The organism is Vicinamibacterales bacterium, from assembly GCA_036504215.1.
Taxonomy (GTDB): domain Bacteria; phylum Acidobacteriota; class Vicinamibacteria; order Vicinamibacterales; family Fen-181; genus FEN-299.
The window spans coordinates 86,645-109,260 of the sequence record DASXVO010000006.1 but is presented as its reverse complement, the minus strand read 5'-3'; the positions used below and the strand labels follow the sequence as shown (position 1 = coordinate 109,260).

Annotated in this window: 18 protein-coding genes; 4 read left to right on the top strand and 14 right to left on the bottom strand. The window is 66.0% G+C overall.

Annotation, left to right across the window (positions count from 1 at the left end):
- The 8 genes from VGK32_02035 to VGK32_02000 form a co-directional block, all read right to left on the bottom strand.
- The coding region (locus VGK32_02035) for a hypothetical protein (GenBank protein HEY3380514.1) at positions 1-281 on the bottom strand (281 nt) is incomplete at its 3' end.
- 92 nt (positions 282-373) lie between these two features.
- Entirely contained in the window at positions 374-799 is a 426-nt protein-coding gene (locus VGK32_02030; protein HEY3380513.1) for a hypothetical protein, read from the bottom strand.
- Positions 796-1,068, bottom strand: a complete 273-nt coding sequence (locus VGK32_02025) for a YtxH domain-containing protein (GenBank protein ID HEY3380512.1) — start codon at positions 1,066-1,068, stop codon at positions 796-798. The genes VGK32_02030 and VGK32_02025 overlap by 4 nt, the downstream gene beginning before the upstream one ends.
- 10 nt (positions 1,069-1,078) lie before the next feature.
- Positions 1,079-2,119 carry an MlaD family protein gene (locus VGK32_02020; protein HEY3380511.1) on the bottom strand — a complete coding sequence of 347 codons (1,041 nt, stop codon included), beginning with the start codon at positions 2,117-2,119 and terminating at the stop codon, positions 1,079-1,081.
- A 14-nt stretch (positions 2,120-2,133) separates the two neighbouring features.
- Entirely contained in the window at positions 2,134-2,955 is an 822-nt protein-coding gene (locus VGK32_02015; protein HEY3380510.1) for an ATP-binding cassette domain-containing protein, read from the bottom strand.
- Positions 2,956-3,002: 47 nt separating this feature from the next.
- Entirely contained in the window at positions 3,003-3,767 is a 765-nt protein-coding gene (locus VGK32_02010; GenBank protein HEY3380509.1) for an ABC transporter permease, read from the bottom strand.
- 13 nt (positions 3,768-3,780) lie between these two features.
- On the bottom strand, positions 3,781-5,790 hold the full coding sequence (uvrB, locus tag VGK32_02005) for an excinuclease ABC subunit UvrB (GenBank protein HEY3380508.1): 2,010 nt from the start codon (positions 5,788-5,790) through the stop codon (positions 3,781-3,783).
- Positions 5,791-5,908: 118 nt separating this feature from the next.
- Entirely contained in the window at positions 5,909-6,850 is a 942-nt protein-coding gene (locus tag VGK32_02000) for a VWA domain-containing protein (GenBank protein ID HEY3380507.1), read from the bottom strand.
- 156 nt (positions 6,851-7,006) lie between these two features.
- Here VGK32_02000 and VGK32_01995 point away from each other — a divergent pair, with 156 nt between their 5' ends.
- Positions 7,007-8,431, top strand: coding sequence for a DHH family phosphoesterase (locus VGK32_01995; protein HEY3380506.1), 1,425 nt, complete (start codon positions 7,007-7,009; stop codon positions 8,429-8,431).
- 47 nt (positions 8,432-8,478) lie between these two features.
- On the opposite strand, the gene VGK32_01990 is transcribed toward VGK32_01995, so the two are convergent.
- The 4 genes from VGK32_01990 to greA all read right to left on the bottom strand — a co-directional run bounded on the left by VGK32_01990 (position 8,479) and on the right by greA (position 12,712).
- Positions 8,479-9,177: an aspartate/glutamate racemase family protein gene (locus tag VGK32_01990; protein ID HEY3380505.1), complete on the bottom strand. Its 699-nt coding sequence runs from the start codon at positions 9,175-9,177 to the stop codon at positions 8,479-8,481.
- A 389-nt stretch (positions 9,178-9,566) separates the two neighbouring features.
- Complete coding sequence (locus tag VGK32_01985) at positions 9,567-10,736, bottom strand: aminotransferase class I/II-fold pyridoxal phosphate-dependent enzyme (GenBank protein HEY3380504.1); 1,170 nt, start codon at positions 10,734-10,736, stop codon at positions 9,567-9,569.
- A gap of 40 nt (positions 10,737-10,776) precedes the next feature.
- Positions 10,777-12,216 carry a patatin-like phospholipase family protein gene (locus VGK32_01980; protein ID HEY3380503.1) on the bottom strand — a complete coding sequence of 480 codons (1,440 nt, stop codon included), beginning with the start codon at positions 12,214-12,216 and terminating at the stop codon, positions 10,777-10,779.
- Positions 12,217-12,238: 22 nt separating this feature from the next.
- Positions 12,239-12,712, bottom strand: a complete 474-nt coding sequence (gene greA, locus VGK32_01975) for a transcription elongation factor GreA (GenBank protein ID HEY3380502.1) — start codon at positions 12,710-12,712, stop codon at positions 12,239-12,241.
- A gap of 206 nt (positions 12,713-12,918) precedes the next feature.
- Between greA and VGK32_01970 the strand changes: the two genes are divergently transcribed.
- Genes VGK32_01970 through VGK32_01960 form a run of 3 tightly spaced genes read left to right on the top strand, consistent with a single transcriptional unit; the run spans position 12,919 to position 17,804 of the window.
- Entirely contained in the window at positions 12,919-15,627 is a 2,709-nt protein-coding gene (locus tag VGK32_01970; protein ID HEY3380501.1) for a DPP IV N-terminal domain-containing protein, read from the top strand.
- Between the two features lie 12 nt (positions 15,628-15,639).
- On the top strand, positions 15,640-16,437 hold the full coding sequence (locus VGK32_01965) for an RNA methyltransferase (protein HEY3380500.1): 798 nt from the start codon (positions 15,640-15,642) through the stop codon (positions 16,435-16,437).
- 20 nt (positions 16,438-16,457) lie between these two features.
- A complete protein-coding gene (locus tag VGK32_01960; GenBank protein HEY3380499.1) occupies positions 16,458-17,804 on the top strand; it encodes a replication-associated recombination protein A in 1,347 nt (448 codons plus the stop codon).
- 80 nt (positions 17,805-17,884) lie between these two features.
- Here VGK32_01960 and mutL read toward each other — a convergent pair whose 3' ends face one another.
- Entirely contained in the window at positions 17,885-19,708 is a 1,824-nt protein-coding gene (gene mutL / locus VGK32_01955; GenBank protein ID HEY3380498.1) for a DNA mismatch repair endonuclease MutL, read from the bottom strand.
- 93 nt (positions 19,709-19,801) lie between these two features.
- Positions 19,802-22,612 (bottom strand): pyruvate, phosphate dikinase, encoded by a 2,811-nt coding sequence (ppdK, locus tag VGK32_01950; GenBank protein HEY3380497.1) that lies wholly within the window; start codon positions 22,610-22,612, stop codon positions 19,802-19,804.
- Between the last annotated feature and the right edge of the window lie 4 nt (positions 22,613-22,616).

The window sequence follows — 22,616 nt, the reverse complement described above, 5'->3', positions numbered from 1 at the left end:
TCCTTCTTGGCGATCTTCTCCGCCAGCAGCGGCGGCACCGCGTATCGCGCAGAGACGACGAGGAGTTGGCTGCCAGGGAAGTAGAGCGCAGCCACGAAGCCGTCAGCGGTCGAGGGGTCCTTCGCCGCGACGGCATCGAGTTTGGCCGTGTCGAGGAGTTGGGCCAGTTCCTTGGCCAGGGGCGCCGACTTCAGCTCCTGGGCGGCGACGATCCCCGATGCGCCGAGCAACAGACAACAGGCGAGCAGGAAGGGGACGGAATGACTGACCGTCGTTCTCATGGGTTCCCCCGTTAAGAGTGAGGCGGGTCACGGTACGACGAGACGAGTTCTACCACCACACACGGCGCAGGTCAAATGGGGGCTACCCTCCTCTACCCGATGAACAGCGGGTCGTCGTCTTCGAAGTCCGACTCGCGCCGGCGGCCCTTTCGTCCTTCGCGCAACGCGCCGACGGCGGCGCCGATGGCGGCAAGAAGCGCGCGGCCCTCGCGTGCGGGGGCAAGGAGCGTCCCCTGGATCGCGCTGGCTGTATCGTCGATGCGCCGCGTCATATCGGCGAACGCGCGGTCCGCGCGTTCCATCTGAGCGACCGCGAGCGAACTCACCCTGGCCGCATTGCCGGCCGCCGCGGTCGCCTGGTCGATGAGCGGACGGATCTCGAGCTCGAAACGTCCGCTCAACGCTTCGACCTTACTCGCCATCCGCGCGGCGAAGACCACCAGGCAGACCTGGACGACCGCCATCACGAAGGTGGCCCCGGCGATGACACCCAGCAGCACGACCGCCGTTGTGCTCACGCAGTCTCCTTCTCCCGCGCCTCCCTGTACGCATCTCGGCCGCGCTCGATCGCGGAACTGATCGTCTCGCGCTGCCGGGCGAGCGCCTCGCGGGTCTGCCGCGCGGCTTCCGACGCCTTCTCGCGACCCTCACGCGCCTTTTCCGAGAGGAACTCGCGCGTGTCCTTCCCGGTCGCCGGCGCGAACAAGAGGGCAACCGCCGCGCCAGCCGCCGCGCCGAAGAAAAACGCCGTCAGGACCTTGCCAACGCTGCTGCTGTCGTCACTCATGACGCTCTCCTCAGAAGACACTCACCTTGAAGCTCAAATACTTACGGGGTTCCTTGCGGATGTCCGCCACGAGACCTCGCAACTCGCCCGCTGCCCCATTCATGTTCTCATATAACTGCCTGTCGTGCAGCAATTGTCCCGCCGTTCCCTGCCCCTGGTTCAACTGCCCGGTGAGCTGTTCCAGGCGTTCGGCGGTGGAAGAGAGCCGGTCGTAGAGGGCGCTGTCGTTCAGGAGCTTGCCCGCGGTGCCCACTCCCTTGTTGAGCTTACCCGTCAGCGTGTCGAGATTTCCCGTGGCGGAGGTGAGGGTGACCGCTAGCCGATCGTCCTGCAGCAGCCGCCCCAGGCTGCCCTGGCCATCGTTGATCCGATCCAGCATCGCGTTCAGATTCCGGAGCGAGGCTTCGAGGGATTCGTAGGCCGCCGGATCCGTGAGCAGCCGGCCCGCCGTCCCGCGACCGCGGCGAAGGTTCTCCGCCACGCCTGCCGCGGCCCCGATGAAACCCTGGAGGTCCCTGTACAACGCGTCGTCTGTGAACAGGCGGCCCAGCGTGCCCTTCCCCGCGCGGAGGTCCTGCATCAGGCGCGTCGCCTGCTCGAGCCCCTGGCTTGCGATTTCGGTGACGTCCGCCAACTGCCCGGCCATCCGCCCGCTCTTCACATATCCCCACTCCGCGACGGGCTCGCCGCCGAGCGATGGCGTGATGTCGACCGTGCTCTGTCCCAGGAGGCTCAACGATCCAAGCGACGCGATGGACTGCGAGGTGATGCGGGGCTGCATCTTCCTCGAAACCTGGAAGGTCACCTCGACGTCCGAGCCCACGAAGGCGATGTCGCGGACCGTGCCCACCTCGACGCCGGCCACGCGCACCGGCGCGCCGGCCTTGAGCCCGGGCACCGCACGGAAACGTGTCTTCAGTGAGTAGCGCTCCCAGAAGAAGCCTCCCGTGCCGCTGAGCATGAAGATCACCACCGCAGCAATCGAGAGCGCCACGACGGCCAGGATGCCGATCTTCAGTTCCGAGTAGGCGAGCGAGCGCGTACGCGGCATATCGTTCCCTTCCGCTACGAGAGAAATGTCCGCAGGTAGTCGTCGTTGGACGTTCGGAACTGGCGCGCCGAGCCCTCGAACACGACGAGGCCGTTGCGAAGCATCAGGAACTCCGATTCATCGGACTTCACCTCGCCGGCCGGCACGATCTTCGTCATCCCATTCTCGCGGATGGCTGTATGAGTCGCGATGTAGAAGGCGTCCCGCAACTGGTGGGTCACCAGGATCGAGCTGACATTCTCGAGATCGCGCAGCTTGATGATTTCGTCGTCCACCGAGGCGGCGGTGATGGGATCCAGGCCGGTCGTCGGCTCGTCGTACAGGAGAAGTCTGGGCCTGGCCGCCATCGCCCGGGCGATGGCCACCCGCCGGCGCTGGCCGCCCGACAGGTCGCTGGGCATCCGGTCGATGTAATCCGCCAGACCGACGAACCCCAGGACCTCCTCGACGCGGGCCCGCACCACGGGTAGCGGCAGGTCGGTCTCTTCGTACAGCCTGTAGCCGACGTTCTCTGCGACCGTGAGGGAATCGAACAGCGCGCCCTCCTGGAACACCATCCCGAGATCGCCTCGCACGGCCATCAACTGCTCCTCGGTCATCTGGTCCACGCGCTCGCCATTGACCCACACGACGCCGGCGTCGGCGCGCAGCAGCCCGAGAACGATCTTCAGAATGGTGGATTTTCCGGCGCCGCTGGCGCCCAGAATCACCTTCGTGTGCCCCTTGATCAGCGTGAAACTCAGGTCGGCCAGCACGACCTTCTCGTCGAACGCCAGCGAGACGCGATCGAAGACAACAATCGGAGACCCCGGCCCGAGGGCCTCCTCGAGGGTCACTGCAGAATCGCCGGAGCACGCAGGCGGTTCCTGGGCCATCGCTCTCATCAGTAGATGAAGAACACGAGCAGCTTGGTGACGAAGAAGTCCATCGCGAGCACGGCAACCGAGGTGGCAACCACGGCTCTCGTCGTGCCGCGTCCGACGCCCTGGGTGCCACCGCGCACCCGGAGTCCGACGTGGCAGGCAAAGGTGACGATCACGAAACCGAGAAAGAACGGCTTCGCCAATCCCATCACGGCATCCGCAACGTACAGCCCATCGAGGAGCGAATTCCAGTACACCGAACTCGCGACGCCAAGCTGTCCGCTGGCAATCACCCACCCGCCCACGATGCCGACGAAGTCCGCGACGACGGTCAGAGCCGGAACCATGAGGACGCCGGCGAGCAGGCGGGGCACCACCAACTTCCGGACGGGATCGGTGCCCAGGGCGCGGAGCGCGTTGATCTGTTCGGTCACGCCCATCGAACCGAGTTCGGCCGCGATGCTCGATCCGACGCGGCCCGTGATCATCAGCGCCGTCAGCACCGGCCCGAGCTCTTTGATCATCGACGCACTGACCAGACGGCCGACGAGCGGTCGGGCCCCGAACTGGTCGAGCGTGAAACCGCTCTGCAGGGCCAGTACGGCGCCGGTGAAGAATCCGGTCAGCAACACCACGGTCAGCGACCCCACACCGATGTAGTCGAGCTGCTCCACGAGATCGTGCGTGTAGAACGGCCGCGTGACCGCGCAGCGCAACGCCCGAACGCAAAGCGTCACGTATTCCTGCGCCTCGAGGAGCGGCGCCTTCACCCACCGGTCGATCATCGTGTCCACGCGGTCACCGCTTTGCGTCCGTCGCGACACCCAACTCACGCCGCTTGAGTGCCTTGACCCGGTCTCGCAACGTCGCCGCCCGCTCGAAATCGAGGTTTGCCGCAGCTTCGCGCATCTCCCGTTCCATACGAGCGATGTACGCGTCGAGTTCCGCCTGGGTCTTGAACGCGGGCCCAGGTTCTCGCACCTCCGGTACCGCCATGTAGTCCCGTTCGTACACGCTCGACAACACGTCGTCGATCTGCTTGACGATGGTCGCTGGCGTGATGCCGTGTTCGACGTTGTAGGCTTCCTGCGCGCGCCGGCGGCGATCGGTTTCCGCGATGGCGGCACGCATGGAGTCGGTCACGACATCGGCGTACATGATCACGCGCCCGTTGACGTTCCGCGCCGCGCGACCGGACGTCTGGATGAGGGAACCGGCCGACCGCAGAAACCCCTCCTTGTCGGCGTCCAGGATCGCGACGAGCGACACCTCCGGCAGATCGAGCCCCTCGCGCAGCAGGTTGATGCCGACGAGCACGTCGAACTCGCCGCGCCGCAGGTCGCGCAGGATCTCGACGCGCTCGAGCGTGTCGATGTCGGAGTGCAGGTAGCGCACGCGCACGCCCAGTTCCTGGTAGTACTGCGTCAGGTCCTCGGCCATGCGCTTGGTGAGCGTGGTGACGAGCACGCGCTCGTGCCTGGCGGCCGTGTCACGGATCTCTCCAAGGAGGTCGTCCACCTGCCCCTTCACCGGCCGGATCTCGATGGGCGGATCCGTGAGGCCGGTGGGCCGGATGATCTGCTCGACGACGACGCCGCCCGCGGCGCGAAGCTCGAACGGTCCTGGCGTGGCCGACACGAAGACGACCTGGTGGGACCTGGCCTCCCACTCCTCGAAGTTCAGCGGCCGATTGTCCAGGGCCGACGGCAGGCGGAACCCGTATTCCACCAGAACCTGCTTGCGCGATCGGTCGCCGTGGTACATCCCGCGGATCTGCGGAACGGTCTGATGGCTTTCGTCCACGAAGACGACCGCGTCCGGCGGCAGATAGTCGAGCAGGGTGGGTGGCGGCTCGCCCTGAGCCCTGCCGGTGAGGTGACGGGCGTAGTTCTCGATGCCGTGGCAGTAGCCGATCTCCCGGATCATCTCGAGGTCGAACATCGTCCGCTGGTGCAGCCGCTGGGCCTCGAGCAGCTTGCCTTCCGACTCGAGCAGGCCCCGCCGTTCGACGAGTTCGGCTTTGATCGAGTCGATCGCCTTGCGCGTCTTCTCGCGCGGCGTGACGAAGTGAGACTTCGGGTAGATTGCGATCCGGTCGTGACGCCGCGACGTGCGGCCCGTCAGCGGGTCGAACACGACCAGCTCGTCGACTTCGTCGCCGAACAGGCCGATCCGCACCGCCAGTTCCTCGTACGACGGGTAGACCTCGATGATGTCGCCGCGCACGCGGAACGTCCCGCGGCCGAACTCGACGTCGTTGCGCTCGTACTGGATGTCCACCAGCTTGCGCAGGATTTGCTCACGGTCGATCCGCTGCCCCATCTCGAGCGGCAGCGTCATTCCGTAATAGGCTTCGGGCGATCCGAGGCCGTAGATGCACGACACGCTGGCCACGATGATGACGTCGCGGCGCTCGAAGAGCGACCGGGTGGCGGACAGGCGCATCCGGTCGATCTCGTCGTTGATCGTCGCTTCCTTCTCGATGTAGGTGTCGCTCGCGGGAACGTAGGCCTCGGGCTGGTAGTAGTCGTAGTAGCTGACGAAGTACTCGACCGCGTTGTGCGGGAAGAACCGGCGGAATTCCTGGAAGAGCTGCGCCGCAAGCGTCTTGTTGTGCACCATGACCAGCGACGGCCGGTTCATCCGCGCGATGACCTGCGCCATGGTGAACGTCTTGCCGGAGCCGGTGACGCCGAGCAGGACCTGGTAGCGGTCGCGGCGGTCCACCCCCTCCATCAGCTCGGTGATCGCCCGCTGCTGGTCGCCGCGCAGTTCGAAATCCGAGACGAGGTCGAAACGGTCAGGCACGCAGTCCGGGATCGTACCACAGCCGGCCGATCCCCGCCTGGGCGCGCGGACACGACGCCTGCTCCGCGTCCCCTGCAAGCTCTGTGTGCTCCGTCGAACCCCGCGATCCGCCGGTCGGCTACTTCTTGAGCGGGGCGAAGTAGCCCTGGCGCGTGCGCACCTTGATGTCCTTCAGGTCTGGCCGTGTGACCTTGATTTCGACCTTGCGCCACTTCCCGTCGGCCTTGGTATTCGTGGACAGGTATCCCATCGAGTACTGCGCGTCGATCTCGGCGGCCACCTTGGCGTATGCAGCGTCGAGTTCCTTCATCGTCGCCGGAAAGAACGCCTGGCCGCCGGTCATCTCGGCGATCCGCTTCAGCCGCAGCCGCTGATCCATCTTGATGCTGGCGGGCTGGTGTTCGAGGAAGCCGATCGCGTGCACGGTCACGTCCGATGCCTTCAGCAGGTCCAACAAATCGTTGAACGTGATGCTGCTGGCGTTGTCGCCCCCGTCCGTGTACAGCACCAGGATCTTTCGGCCTTCCTGTCCGGACGCGCCGTCGAGATACACGCCGGTCGCGTCCCAGAGAGCGGTGTTGGCGTTGTCGGTCTTCCGCGTCCGGATCCGTTCGACGAGCCGCCCGAACTCGGACTGCGTGAACCGCGCGACCCTCACCTCGGTATCGAAGTCCACGAGGGTGTAGTCGAGCGCCTCGCTCAGCGTATTCAGGAACTTGACCGCCGCGCTCCTCGCAAACCGGATGTCCTCTTCCATGCTGCCGCTGATGTCGAACACCGCCCCGAGGTGAAGCGCCGCAGGCGCCGGCCGAGCACTATCGCCCCGGCTGCCCTGTGCGTCGCACGGCACGAAGAATCTCAGACTCTGCTTCTGGCCATCCTCGTAGACCTCGAACTCGCCCTCCTGGAGGTCGGTCAGGTAGTTGCCCTTCTTGTCCACGACGGTCACGCCGAAGTTGACGATGTCGATGCCGGTCCGGAAGGTGGGCTGTCCCGCCTGGGATGCGACGAGGGCGACCGCACCGACGGCGCAGAGCCCGAGGATCACCGCCGCTTTCACGCTGAAGCTCCCATCTGGCCGCCTGGCCGGCCGTTCGAAATGAAAACCAGCCACCATGATAGCCGGGAACCGTGGCTGGCCGTATAATAGCTGGCTGGCGCCGATGGACCGTCATCTCCCCGTTACCCCGTGGACGCTGGCCGCACGATGAGGTGCTTGGCCGTCTGCCAGACCGAACTGGTGGTCCGGATGCTGGAGACAGCCTTGCTGCCCAGCTTCGAGGCCGAGTTCCTCGTTGAGAGCCGGCCGCTCGCGCGCCGTCTTCACGACGCAGGTGTCAAGATCCTCACCGGCGACTTGCACCGCCCCGACACCTATCTCAAAGCGGACCTCTCCCCCACCACGTGCGTGCTCGTCGAGGACAATGGCCGACCAGCCCTGCGCAAGACGCTCGGAGCCATCCGTGACGCGGGCGGCACGCTGGTCTACGTGCTCGGCACCGGCGCGAACGCCGGCAGCCGGCGCGAGGACGAGTTGCGCGCGCAGTTTCCCGAGTTGTCGTACCTGACGATGGCCGAGTTGTTCGGCGGTCCGCTGGTCACACAGGTGAGCCGGTCGTTGACGCGTGCGCGGGTGCAGCAGTATCAACGCTATTTCTCGGACGCGGACCGCGTGCTCATCCTCCTGCACAACGACCCGGATCCGGATGCAATGGCAAGCGGACTCGCGCTGCGCAACATCCTGCGCCGCACCAAGGCCACCGCGATCCTCGGCACGCTGCAGGGCGTGACGAGGCCCGAGAATCTCCGGATGGCGAATCTGCTCGACATCCAGGTCGAGGCGATCACGCCGGCGTCGCTCGGCGAGTTCGAGCGGATTGCGATGGTCGATGTGCAGCCGCACTACTTCGGCGAACTACTCGACCGTGTGGACCTGGTGATCGACCATCACCCGCCACAACCAGGCTACAGCGCGGTGTTCAAGGACATCCGTGCCGACTACGGATCGACGTCCACCATCCTCACCGAGCACCTCCGCGCGGTGGACGTGAGCATCTCGGAACGCACAGCCACAGCCCTGCTCTACGCGATCAAGTCCGACACCCTGTTCTTCAACCGGCAGGCAAATCGAGTCGATCTCGAGGCATTCTCGTTCCTCTACCCGCTGGCCGATGCGACCCTGATCCGAAAGATGGAAGGATCGGAGATCACGCTCGAGCGCCTCGAGTACGTGATGAAGGCGCTCGAGTCGGGCGGGGTCGACGAGCAGGTGTTCTGCACCTTCATGGGCGTGACGCCGCGCGAGGACCTGATCGCGTACGTGGCAGATTTCTTCCTCCAACTCGAAGACATCAAGTGGACGATCGTGGCGGGGATCGTCAACCAGATGCTCGTGTTGTCGATCAGGAACCTCGGCTATTCGCGCAACGCCGGCGAGTTCGCGCGAAAGTACTTCGCGTCACTGGGCAACGCAGGCGGTCACCGCGCGATGGCCAAGGCCGTCGTACCCATCGCCGCCTTCCGAGCCCAGTTCGGCGATCTCGACGGTCGCGCATTCAGCGACAAGATTCGCGGACTCGCCGTGCAGTTCCTCCGCGAGCACCAGACCACCGACAAGAAGCGCGACGCGCCGAAGACCTGATTGAGACGCCGACGACGTCTTCCTGATGGATGCCCCACGACGGCAGATCAGGGCCTGGACAGCGCCTCGTCGACGGCGGCATCGGCGTGGATCCGGAGCGTGTCGAACAGAGGAAGCGCGCAATGCTCCGGTCGAACGAGCAGCGGGATCTCCGTGCACCCGAGTACCACCCCCTCAGCACCGCGCTGCCGCAATCGCTCGATGACGGCCAGCATCTGCACGCGGGACTCGTCCAGGAACCTGCTCTTCACGAGTTCGTCGTAGATGGTGTCGTGCACGAAGCCCCGATCCGCTTCGTCGGGAACGAGAGCCTCGATGCCGGCGTCCCGGAGGTGTTTGCGGTAGAAATCGCGTTCCATCGTCGGGCGTGTGCCCAGCAATCCCACGCAGTGGAGACCGGCATCGCGGACCGCCGCGGCGGTGGCCTTGGCGATGTGCACCAGCGGCACTCGCACGGCGTCCTCGACAGAGTCGGCGAACCAGTGCAACGTGTTGGCGCACAACACCAGGCGCTCGGCGCCGGCCTGCTCGAGGGTCCTGGCCGTCTGCACCACCAGAGCGCGGACCCCGGCCTGCTCGGGGTCGCCCGCCTTGAGGCGCATCACGTCGCCGAAATTGAGCGAGTAGATGACGCATCGGGCGGCCTCGTGGCCGCCCAGGCGACGGTTGACGCCCTCGTTGATCAGGCGGTAGTACTCGAGCGTCGATACCCACCCCGTGCCGCCGATGAGGCCGATCGTTCTCATGCGTGCTCCGCGTGATTCATTGGCGGGGGAACCTTCCCCGCCACCGCGCGGTCCGGCGCGGTGCCTTCCTGGCGCCGGCAGCGCCGTCACACGTCAGGACTCGCCGGCAGAGAGCCGTCCAGGTTCTCGATCTGCTTGGCACGGATCAGACCCGTCGGGCCAAGAGTCTCACAGACGTCGCTCCGTGGTCGAGCGGTCGGTCTCTTTGCGCCACGTGGCGGGCGATGGCCTCGACCCATGGCTCGAACGGCATCCGGGTTCGATACCGCCTCGAATTACGCTCGGATCAAGGGGCCAACGCCACGAGGCGGTATCTACCGCCCGTTGTGGCGTCAGGAATGCGGAATGCGTCGGCGCCGTGGCCAACGTCGGTGGGCACGGTCGAGAGATTACCCCAGCGCCTGGTCGAGGTCCGCGAGGATGTCCTCCTCATCCTCCAAACCGATCGACACCCGCAGCATGCCGGCGGTCACACCGGCGCGCGCGAGATCCCCGTCACTGTAGTTCCAGTGTGAGGTCAGCACCGGCAGGCTGGCCAGGCTGTCCACGCCGCCAAGGCTCGTGGCGCGCCGAATGATCTGGAACCGGTCGAACACCCGCGAGGCGCCCTGGAGGCCGCCGTCCACCTCGAAGGTCACCATCCCGCCGGACCCGGACATTTGCGCCGCGGCGATCGCGTGGTCTGGATGCGACGCCAGGCCGGGATAGAACACGCGCCTGACACGTCGATCCTGCTCCAGGAAGCGCGCAGCCGCCAAGGCGCTGACATTGTGGCGCGCGATGCGCAGCGGAAGCGTCTTCAGCCCCCGGGCCAGCGCGAACGCCGCTTGCGGATCCATCACACCGCCCAGCATACGGCGCATCAGGTCGAGACGCTTGACGAGATCGCGCGGCCCCGACACCACGCCGCCGGTGACGTCGGAGTGCCCATTCAGGTACTTCGTCGCGCTCTGCATCGCGAGATCGACGCCGAGCGCCAACGGCTGCTGGTTGATCGGACTGGCGAAGGTGTTGTCGAGCACCGACAGCACACCACGCGCCCGGCATGCGGCAGCCACCCGCCTCACGTCCACGCAGCGGAGAGTCGGGTTGATCGGTGATTCGATCCAGCACAGCCGTGTCGCATCGCCGATGAGCGTTTCCGGCTCCTGCAATTCCTCGAGCGTGGCCCATCGCACGTCGATGCGGAACCTGGTCAGCACGTCGTTGACCAGGTGAAACGTGCCGCCGTACAGCGCCGCACTGCACAGCACCTGATCACCAGGTTCGAGGAACGTGAGGAGCGTGGTGGCCGAGGCGGCCATTCCAGACGCGAACGCGAGCGCAGCCTCGGCGTGGTCGAGCGCCGCCACCTTCTCTTCGGTGACGACGATCGTCGGATTCGCGTAGCGGGAGTAGAGGTACTTGTCGACCTTCCCTTCCTGGTAGCGGCGAACCTCATCCGCCGACTCGAACAGGAACGTCGTCGTCTCGTAGATCGGGACGTTGACCGGGTCGGCGTGGATCGGCGCATCTTCGCCCCGGTGAATCACTTCGGTCGAGAGGCCTCGTGTTCTCATAGCTGCTCTGCCCGCCTGGTTGATGGTGCGATGTGGCGTGTCAGTCGTGGCCCGTCCGGGCCACCTCGAGGCGCTCGCCGCTCGCCCCGACGACCGGGTCGATGAACTGACGGTACGCGTCCTCGTAACCGCGATCGATCAACTCGCCAAGGGTCACCTCGCGGTCCGACCGCTGATCGTAGCAGCCGCCGACCTCGAGAGGTCCAATAGGGTTGTAGGCCGGGCGGACCACGAACTGGCAGCGGAAGGGCCGCTCGGCGCCGAGCGATGACCGCAGGGCAGCCGCCTCGGCACCGGCGAGGTAGTCGCTCAGCCGACCGCGCCAGTCGCTCCGCGGAATCGTCAACCGATGCGGTCCCTCGAGTTCGGGGACCGCGGAGACGACGATGACCTGTTCGACGCCCGCGAGCGGGAGTTCGTCGAGGAGCCGGTCGAGCGCACCCGGCCGGGACGTCGCGCGATGCACTTCGCCGCACCAGTAGCTCTCCGGCGGAAAGTGAATCAGCTGCACCTCGGTCGCCACGGGCAGAGCCACACCGGCCTCCAGGACGTCCATCAGGTGGTCGCGGCTCACGAGGGAGAGGTCGAACGACTCCGACAGGCGCCGATCGCCACCCGGACCATCGACAGCCCGGAAGAAGTCCCGACGGTACCGGTCGCCCAGCATCGCGAACACGAAGTCGCGCCGCATGTCGAGGTCGTGCACGGTCAGGAGCAGTTCGCGGACACCCGGCTGGCCGACGTTGTCCCGCAGCAACTCGGTATACGCGCGGCTGAGTTCGAGGCCGGCGGGCTTCTTCGCTCCGGCTGCCCCCCCCACCAACTGCCACAGCAGCCGCGACACGGCGTGCACGGCTCCCTTGCCAGACAGCGGCGCGCCGATGATCCGCCACCACACGGGGGCGTCGTCGCGACGCTTGCCCCGGCCCACGATGAAGACGACGACACCGAGCACGGCGAGCACGCCGATGAACGCAGTCAGCGACACGAGCAATGCCCGAGGGAGCACTGCCGGCAGAAACCCGGGGTCGAACGCCGTTTCCACCAGCGAGGTGTATGCGCGGGAGACGAAGCTCGCGGAGGACACGCCGGCGATCCGCAGCAGGAATCCGACGGGATAGACCACCAGGCCGGCAACGAGGGCGGCCAGCGGCACGAGCACGATCGAGAGCGCGGCGACGAGGGACCACGCCGCGAAGCGGATGGCGGCACGGACCCGGTAGAAACGCCCGGCAGAGCGCGTCCGCCAGAGTCCATCCTCTTCCCACAGCCGGCCGCCACCGTCGATCGCGGTGAAGACGGCGGAGATGATCCCGATCCCCGCCCCGGCGACAACGTCAATCTTGACGCCGGCTTCCTGCAGTGCGCGAATCACACCGGCATGGTAGGCACCCGCGGTGCCGAAACCCGTGAGGACGAGGGCCGTCCGCAGTTGCGGTGAGTACGCGTCGCGTGACGCTGATGGCTGCCCGATCACCATGCACCCTTCGGGGGCGGGGGTACTACAGCGCGTCGTGGACGGTCACGAGTTCGTGGATCTCGAACCGACGGACGCCGGTCGGCGTCTGCACGGTGACTTCGTCACCCGGTTCCTTGTTCAGGAGCGCGCGCCCGATCGGAGAACTCGGCGAAATCAATCCCTTCGCCGCGTCGGCCTCCTCGGGCATCACCAGCCGGTAGACGAACGGCTTGCCGCCGTCCTCCGAAACGGTGACGATCGACCCGAGGCCTACCTTGTCGATCGGGAGCTTGTCGAGGTTGAGCAGCGAGATCTCGCCGACGCGCTTCTTCAGCATGCCGATCCGGGCCTCGACGAGACGCTGCCGTTCCTTCGCAGCCTGGTACTCGGCGTTCTCGCTGAGGTCGCCCAGTTCGCGCGCCCGGCGGATTTCCTGCGGCAATTCGGTCCGCAACTCGCGCTCGAGGATCTGGATCTCCTCCTCGAACCTCTTGATTAGTTGGTCCCTGATGGTCATCCGCGAACGATCCGTTCTCCAGCCTGCGGCCAGACATCACCAGCCGGCCAACCCTGGTGTGAGTATACAGATATCCGAAATTCTAGCATACGGGCCTTGTTCCACCTGCACGGAACGAGTACATTTCGCCGCGTCTCATCTCTCCCGAGTTCGTCCCCGCTCGACTACGACAGCTCACGTCCCCCGGAGATTCGGAAGGAGTCGCGATGCATCGCAGTCTCTCGCTCATTGGGCTCGCCTCGATGCTGGTCGTGCTGGGGCTCGCACATCCCCTCGCCCAGAGTTCGGGCGCCAGACAGCCGGCAGCCAGGCGATCGAGCCCAGGTCAGCGCGCGTCCGCAGAGGTCGTCAACCCGGATGGCATCATCACACCCAACTACGACCTGGCCGCTCAGTGGACGACGCCGAAGATCGGCAAACTCGTCTTCGACACGTCGGTCACGCCCCGATGGCTGGAGACGGGGGACCGCTTCTGGTACAGCTACCAGACGCGCGACGGGCGGAAGTTCTTTCTCGTCGACCCGCTCAAGAGAGCCCGGGCCCCGCTCTTCGACCACACCAAGATGGCCGCCGCGCTGACCGCCATCACCCTCATGCCCTACGATGCGCAGCACCTGCCCTTCTCCACGGTCAAGTTCGTGAAGAAGGACGCCGCGTTCCAGTTCGACGTCCAGGTCCCGCGCGATGCCGACTTCGTGAAGCCCAAGACACTCGCGGTGGATCCCACAGCAGCGGGCGCCAAGAAGGAGACGCCGCCAACCGGCAAGGGCGCGACGCCCCCGACGCCGCCCAAGACCCGGACGCTGCACTTCGAGTACGACCTCTCGACGGGGAGCCTCGACCTGCTGGACGATGATTACAGGGCTCCGCGGAAGCCACGCTGGGCATCGGTGTCCCCGGACGAGAAGACCGTCGTCTTCGCACGAAGCCACAACCTGTTCATGATGGACGCGGCCAACTACGCGCTGGCGCAGAAGAAGGCGGACGACCCGGCGATCGTCGAGGTGCAGCTGACCAAGGATGGCGAGGAACACTACAGCTATGCCCGCACCGTCATGCCAGGCGGACAACAGGAGCAGCAGCAGCAAGAAGACCAGATGGTCGAAGCCGAACAGCAGAGCACGGAGAAGAACGCCCGCGTCGCGGCGGTGATCGTCGTCTGGGCAAGGGACTCGCGGAAGTTCGCCCTCGTCCGCCGCGACGAGCGCAAGGTGAACGACCTCTGGGTCATCGACGCGCTCGCCAACCCGCGTCCGAAGCTGGAGACGTACCGCTATGCGATGCCGGGCGAACCGAATGTCCCTCAGCCCGAAATCAACGTATTCGATCGTGACACCAGGACCGTCGTGAAGCTCAAGACGGACCGATTCAAGGACCAGTCGCTGCAGATTGCCACGGCTCCGGTGTCGGCGCGCTACCAGGGCGGGCTCGGCGGCGGTGGCCAGGTCGGCGGCGGCGGCGGCGACCGGCCGGAGCCCCAGTGGCTGGCCGAGGGACACGACAAACTCTACATCACTCGCATGAGCCGCGATCTGCATCGCCTGGACGTGTGCGTGGCAAGCCCTGAGTCGGGTGACGTCAAGGTGCTGCTCGAAGAACGTCTGAACACCTACATCGAGACCAAGCCGCTGCGCCTGGCGAGCAACGGTCAGGAGCTCCTCTTCTGGTCGGAGCGCACCGGATGGGGGCACTACTACCTCTACGACGCGAACACCGGCGCGCTGAAGAACGCCGTCACGAGCGGCGAGTTCGTCACGACCAGCCTGGAAGGGACAGACGACAAGACGCGGGTCGTGTTCGTCACCGCCGTCGGCCGCGAAGCTGGCGAGGACCCGTACTACCCGCACCTCTACCGCGTCAGCCTCGACGGCACCACGATCAAACTGTTGAATCCTGGAGATGCGTCGCACACCGCAAGCCTGTCGGACTCCAACCGGTACTTCGTCGACAACAGCTCGCGCGTCGACTCGAAGCCCGAGGCGGCGCTGCACGACGCAACGGGCGCTCTGGTGGCCAAGCTGGAGACGACGGACACGAGTGCGCTCGAAGAGGCCGGCTTCAAGTTTCCCGAGCCCTTCAGGGTCAAGGCCGATGACGGGATCACGGACCTGTTCGGCGTGATGTACAAGCCCTTCGACTTCGACCCTGGCAGGAAATACCCGGTCATCCTCTACGTCTATCCCGGTCCGCAGCAGGAGAGCGTCACGAAGACGTTCAGTGTCCGGAGCCCCAACATCCAGCTCGCGCAGTTCGGGTTCATCGTCGTCGAGGTCGGCAACCGGGGCGGCAACCCGCTGCGCTCGAAGTGGTACCACAACTTCGGGTACGGCAACCTCCGCGACTACGGCCTGGCGGACAAGAAGACGGCGGTCGAGCAGCTCGCCCGGCGGCATCCGTTCATCGACGCGAACCGCGTGGGGATCTGGGGGCACTCTGGGGGCGGGTTCATGTCGGCAGCCGCGATGATGGTCTACCCCGACTTCTTCAAGGTGGCGGTGTCGGAGTCGGGGAACCACGAGAACAACATCTACAACAACACGTGGAGCGAGAAGCACCACGGCATCAAGGAAGTCACCGACAAGGACGGCAAGGTGACCTTCGAGTACACGATCGAGAGGAACTCGGAACTCGCGAAGAACCTGAAAGGCCACATGCTGCTCGTCACCGGGGACATCGACAACAACGTGCACCCGTCGAACACCTATCGCCTCGCCGACGCGCTCATCAAGGCGAACAAGCGGTTCGACATGTTCGTCATTCCCGGCGCGCGGCACGGCTACGCGTCCGCCGGCGCGTACTTCAACTGGCTCCGTGGCGACTACTTCTGCCGTCACCTGTTGGGCCAGGCTGCCGACAGTGTCGATCTCGTCGAGTTGAATCGGGAAAAGGAGCAGGCGGGCGACAAGAAGCGGTAGCCTGAGGTTGACATGAAACGCATCTCCAGCCGTCAGCACCCCCTCGTCGCGACCTTCCGCGCCCTGGCCCGCGGACCGACGGCTGGAGACGACCGGCTGTTGCTCGACGGCCACCATCTCGTGTCGGATGCGGTGGGCGCGGGCCTCCGCATCGAGACGGCTGCATTCGGGTCGTGCGCTCTCGCCTCCGACGAGGGCGCACGCCTGGCGCACGCACTCTCCGCGCAGGCGGCAGACGTCGTCGAAGTGTCGGAGGCTGTGCTCGACGCGATGAGCCCCGCGCGGACACCGTCGGGAATCGTGGCCATCGCGGCGCGCCCGGCGTGTTCGCTCACGCGCGTCCTCGAGCGGCGCCCCCAACTCCTCCTCGTCGCCGCCGATGTGCAGGATCCCGGGAACGTCGGCGCGATCATCCGCGCAGCCGAGGCGGGGGGCGCAACAGGTGTCGTCTTCTGCGGAGCCAGTGCCGATCCGTTCGGCTGGAAGGCGCTGCGTGGATCGATGGGCAGCACGCTCCGCCTGCCCGTCGCCGCGCAACTGGATCTCCTTGAAACCATCGGCGCGATCCGCGCGGCCGACATCCGGCTGCTGGCCACGATCCCGCGAGGGGGAAGGAGCCCGGATGCTGTCGACCTGCGCGTCCCGCTTGCCTTCCTGCTCGGCGGTGAGGGACCAGGGCTGGCGTCCGCGGTGATTGACGCGGCCGACGATGGCGTCTCGATTCCGATGCAGCACCCGGTCGAATCGTTGAACGTCGCGGTGGCCGCGGCCCTCCTGGTCTACGCGGCCGCGAGACAGCGACCGCAGTAGCCTCTGCTATGCTGTGGGGCATGTCAGGGAACTTGTTTGGTGATGAAGGCGCGTTGCCCGCCGACCTGAAGTCGCCGCTGGCCGAACGGATGCGCCCCCGGTCCTTCGAGGAATTGCTGGGCCAGGATGAGCTACTGGCGCCGGGCCGGCCGCTCCGGGTCGCGATCGAGCGCGACCTCGTGCAGTCCATCATCCTCTGGGGGCCACCCGGCACCGGCAAGACCACGCTCGCTCGCCTGATCGCCCACGTCACCCGCGCGCACTTCATCTCGTTCAGCGCGGTGCTCGCTGGAATCAAGGAAATCAAGGCGGTCATGGCCGAGGCCGAACAGGCCCGACGCCGCCTCGGCCGCCGGACCATCCTCTTCGTGGACGAAATCCATCGTTTCAACAAGGCCCAGCAGGATGCCTTCCTTCCCCGTGTCGAAGCCGGCGACATCGTGCTGATTGGCGCCACGACCGAGAATCCCTCGTTCGAGGTGATCTCGGCGTTGCTCTCGCGTTCCCAGGTCTACGTCTTGAAGCCGCTCACGCTCGACGCGACGATCGAGGTCCTGACACGGGCGCTGAACGACCCAGACCGCGGCCTGGGAAGCGAAGAGGTCGACGTCGATCCCGACGCGCTCAACACCATCGCCCGGCTGGCGAACGGCGACGCACGCACGGGCCTCAACCTGCTCGAGGCCACCGTCACCACCGCCCCGCACGGGGCCGGCGGCCCACGGGGACACGTGGACGTCGGGTTCGTCGAACAGGCCGTCCAACGGCGCACGCTCCTCTACGACAAGAACGGCGAGGAGCACTACAACCTGATCTCCGCCCTCCACAAGTCGATGCGCAACAGCGACCCCGACGCAGCGGTGTACTGGCTCGCGCGAATGCTCGAGGCCGGAGAGGACGCGCTGTACATCACACGGCGCGTCGTCCGGTTCGCCTCGGAGGACATCGGCATCGCCGACCCGCAGGCGCTGAGCGTGGCGATGGCCGCCAAGGAGGCGGTTCACTTCATCGGCATGCCGGAGGGCAACAACGCGCTCGCAGAGGCCGTCGTCTACATGGCGACCGCACCCAAGAGCAACGCCATCTACGTGGCCTACAGCCAGGCGGCCAGCGAGGCGCTGCACGACGTCGCGGAACCGGTGCCCCTGCACCTGCGGAACGCGCCGACGAAGTTGATGAAGGACCTCGAGTACGGCAAGGGCTATCAGTACGCGCACAACGAGAAGGACGCCGTCGCGGCGATGGACTGCCTGCCCGAGCGCCTGCAGGGCCGGAAATACTACCACCCCACCGAGCGCGGTTTCGAGAAAGAGATCAAGCGGCGGCTGGACGGGTGGGAGGAGATCAAGCGGAAGCGGCGGACGTAGGCGGCAGGCCTCTCCCGGGCGCGACGCCCGGGCCACGCAGGGTCGCAGTGGTGGCGGACCTCCGTGCCCGCCGGGCCATCTCAGATCCGCTGGAAGTTCTTCTCGATCTCTCGCCTCGTGAGGCGCAGCATCACCGGCCGCCCGTGCGGGCAGACGGTCGAATAGGCCGTGCGCCGCAACTCCTCGAGGATGTGCACCATCTTCTCGTGGGTCAGCGGGTCATTCGCTTTCACGGCCGCGTGGCAAGCCGTCATTGCCGCAATTCTCTTCAGTGCCTCGTCCACGGTCGCGCCCTGTTCGAGGCCGTCCAGGTCCTCGGCGAGCGCGCGCACCGCGGCCACGCTCTCGTCTGGCGTCAGCAGTGCGGGCACGGCCGCCAGTTGCAGGCTGTGGCCGCCGAACTCCGACACCTCGAAACCGAAGCGGTCGAGCTCCACGGTCCGTGCGAGGAGGATCTCGAGGCCGCTCGCCGACAACTCGACGACCAGCGGTTCGAGAAGCCGCTGGCTCTCGAGGCGGCCGTCGGTGAGCCTTTGCATGACCCGTTCGAACAGTACCCGCTCGTGCGCCACGTGCTGGTCGATGATCGCGATGCCTTCGTCGTCGATCGCGATGATGAACGTGTCGCGGAACTGACCGAGAGGAATCATGGGCCGCACGCCGATCGAGCCGCCCAGTGAACCCGGCGCCGGATGGCCAGGCGGGACGCCTGTCCCACTCAGACCCGCCCCCCGCGGCAGGAGTGGCACGGGCGTCTCGCCCGTGGTCCCGACAGGCGGGGCGCCTGTCCCGCTCAGATCCGCCCTCTGCGGCACCGGTGTCCATCGGTTCGGATAGATGCCGCCGAGCAACCCCGGAAACGACAGCGTCACCGGCTGCGCAACGGGCAGGGCTTCCCCACGGAGTTGCAGTTCCGGCGCGGGCCCCTGCCCAAGCGCCGCTCCGAGCGCGCGACGAACCACTTCGTGTACCGACGATTGGTTCCGGAAACGCACCTCGGCCTTCGTCGGATGGACGTTGACGTCCACCTGGTCGGCTGGCATTTCGATGAAGAGGTGAACCTCCGGGCTGCGCTCCTTGACCGACGCGACGCTGTAAGCCTCGATGATCGCGTGGGCAATCGTCTTGTCCTTCACGATCCGGCGATTGACGAAGATGTTCTGCGGGCCACGCTTCGGTCCCTGCTCAGCGAGGGCGGCGATGAGGCCGAAGATGCGAATCCCCGATGCCTCCTTCCCAACCTCGACCAGGTCCTCCCGTTCGCCGTACAGCTGATAGAACCGTTCGCGCAGCGTGCGGACCGGTGGGCACGCCAGGACCTTGCGTCCGGCGTTCGCCAGCGTGAACCCCACCTGGGGGTACGCGAGAGCCAGTTGCGTCACCATTCGCGAGATCTGCGCGGACTCCGCACCGTCCGACTTCAGGAACTTGCGACGAGCCGGCAGGTTGTAGAACAGGTCCGAGACGTCAACCGTCGTGCCCTGGGGCGCGCCCACCTCTCGCACCGACGACACGGTGCCCCCGTTCACGCGAATCTCCGTCCCGCTCGTGGCGTCTGCGGGCCGCGTCCGCAGGCTGAGATGCGACACGGATGCGATGCTCGGCAACGCCTCTCCACGGAAGCCATGCGTGAGGATGGCGGCGAGGTCCTCCGACCGTGCGATCTTGCTCGTCGCGTGCCGATCCAGCGCCAGTTGCGCGTCCTCCGCCCCCATGCCTTCTCCGTCGTCTTCGACCCGAATCAGCTTCTTCCCGCCCAACTCGCATGCGATCGCGATGCGGGTGGCCCGGGCGTCGATCGCGTTCTCCACCAACTCCTTCACGACGGATGCCGGCCGTTCGACAACCTCGCCCGCAGCGATCTGATTCGCCAACTCCGGAGAGAGACGATGGACTTTGCCCATACACGCCTGATCATGCCAGAAAAACACAAGGCCAGGAGGCGGATGTCCACCTCCTGGCCTTCAATCGTAGCCCAGAGCCCGGAGTCCGGAGCCCTAGTCGCCGACCTTGACCGCCAAGGCGGCATGGGCCGCCGCCAGCCTCGCCACCGGCACGCGGAACGGCGAGCAGCTCACATAGGCGAGGCCCACCTTCTCGAAGAAGTGGATCGACGCCGGGTCGCCGCCATGCTCACCGCACACGCCGAGCTTGATCTCGGGGCGCGTCTTGCGACCAAGTTCGCAGGCCATGGCCACCAGCTTGCCCACGCCGACCGTGTCGATACTCGCAAACGGATCCGCGTCGAGGATCCGCTTCTCCTGATAGATCTTCAGGAACTTGCCGGCGTCATCGCGCGAGAAGCCGAAGGTCATCTGCGTCAGGTCGTTGGTTCCGAAGGAGAAGAACTGGGCTTCGGCGGCAATCTCGTCGGCCGTCACCGCGCCGCGCGGCACCTCGATCATCGTACCGATCAGGTACTTGATCTTGATGCCCTGCTCCTTGATGACCTGCTGGCACACGCGTTCGACGATTGTCTTCTGGTCCTTCAATTCCTTCACGAGGCCGACGAGCGGGATCATGATTTCCGGAACGACCTTCAGCCCTTCCTTGTTGAGCTGACAGGCGGCTTCCATGATCGCGCGGGTCTGCATCTCGGTGATCTCGGGGTACGTGATGCCGAGGCGGCATCCGCGGTGACCGAGCATCGGGTTGAACTCGTGCAACTGTTCCACGCGCGCGAGCAGCGCCCTGGTCTCTTCCAGCTGCTTCTTGTCGCCGTTACCGACTTCGAGCTTCGCCACTTCGACCATGAGGTCTTCGCGTTTCGGCAGGAATTCGTGCAGCGGCGGGTCGATCGTGCGGACGGTGACCGGGCATCCGTGCATCGCCTTGAACACGCCGTAGAAGTCCTTGCGCTGCATCGGGAGCAGCTCGTTCACGGCCTTCTTGCGGTCCTCCTCGTTGTCCGCGAGGATCATCCGGCGCACGATCGGCAGCCGATCGTCAGCAAAGAACATGTGCTCGGTCCGGCAGAGACCGATGCCGCGGGCGCCGAACGCGTACGCGATCTCGGCCTGGTCGGGCAGGTCCGCGTTGGCGCGGATGCCCAGACGGCGAACCTTGTCGGCCCACTCCAGCAGCTTGGCGAAGCGCTGGTAGATGTCCGAGGTCTCGGCCTTCATCGTCCCGTTGATGACCTGCAGGATCTCGCTCGGCTTGGTGGCGACCTTCTCCACCTTCACCTCGCCCGACAGGCCGTCGAAGGCGATGTAGTCGCCCTCGTGCAGCGTCTTGCCGCCGACGACCACGGTCTTCGCTTCCTCATTGACCCGGATCTCGGAGGCGCCGACGACCGCCGGCTTGCCCATCTGGCGACCGACCACTGCGGCGTGAGAGGTCATCCCGCCCGTCGCGGTCAGGACGCCCTGGGACACGAACATGCCGTGGATGTCGTCCGGCACGGTCTCCTTGCGAACGAGGACGACCTTCTTACCCTGGTCGCTCCAGGTCACGGCCTCGTCGGCCGTGAAGACCACCTGGCCGGACGCCGCGCCCGGCGAGGCCGGCAGGCCCTTGGTGGCCACCGGGATGTTCTTCCATTCCTTCGGATCGAACACCGGAGAGAGCAACTGCGACAGCGAGGACGGCTCGACCAGCAGGAGCCCTTCCTTCGGCGTCAGCAGCTTCTCCGCCACGAGGTCGGTGGCGATCACGACCGCGGCGTAGCCCGTGCGCTTGCCGTTGCGGGTCTGGAGCATGAAGAGCTTCTCGTTCTCGATGGTGAACTCGAAGTCCTGCACGTCCTTGTAGTGCTTCTCGAGCTTCGTGGTGTGGGCGCGCAGTTCCTTGTAGGCCTGCGGCATCACCTTCTCGAGCTCGACGATCGGCATCGGCGTCCGGATGCCGGCGACGACGTCCTCGCCCTGCGCGTTGATCAGGAACTCGCCGTAGAACTCCTTCGCGCCGTTGGCCGGGTTGCGCGTGAAGCCCACGCCCGTCGCCGAGCGATCGCCGCTGTTGCCGAACACCATCAGCTGAACGTTGACCGCGGTGCCGATATGGTCCGGGATCTCGTAGATCGCGCGGTAGGACTTGGCGCGCGGGTTGTTCCACGAGCGGAACACCGCGTTGCGGGCGCCGCGCAGCTGCTCCATCGGGTCGGTCGGGAACGCCTTACCGGTCTTGTGCCTGACGACACCCTTGTAGCGCTTCACGACGTCGCGGAGGGCCTGTTCGTCGAGATCGGTGTCGAGCTTCGCGCCGCGCTCGTGCTTGACGGCGTCGAATTCCTTCTCGAACTCCTCCTTCGGAATCTCGAGGACAACGTTGCCGTACATCTGCATGAAGCGGCGGTAGCTGTCGTACGCGAACCGACCGTTGCCGGTGCGAGCCTTCAAGCCCTCGACCGTTTCATCGTTGAGACCGAGATTGAGGATCGTATCCATCATGCCGGGCATCGAGAACTTCGCGCCCGAACGGACCGACACGAGCAGTGGATTCTGGACCGACCCGAACTTCTGCCCGGCAACCTTCTCGAGCTTCAGCAGGTTCGCTTCCATCTGCAGCTCGACATCGGCCGGCACCTTTCGGCCCAGTTCGTAGTACAGGTTGCACGCCGCCGTCGTGATCGTGAAGCCGGGAGGGACCGGCAATCCGGCATTGGTCATCTCGGCGAGGCCGGAGCCCTTGCCGCCGAGCAGGTCCTTCATCGTACGGTTGCCGTCAGCCTTGCCGCCGCCGAAGAAATACACGTATTTGGTCGCCTTCGCCTTCTTCGCGGGGGCGGCCATCGCCTTCTTGCTTGCCGGCGCGGTCTTCTTCACAGGGGCCTTGCCTCGAACCTTCACTGCCGTCTTCTTGGCCATCGCC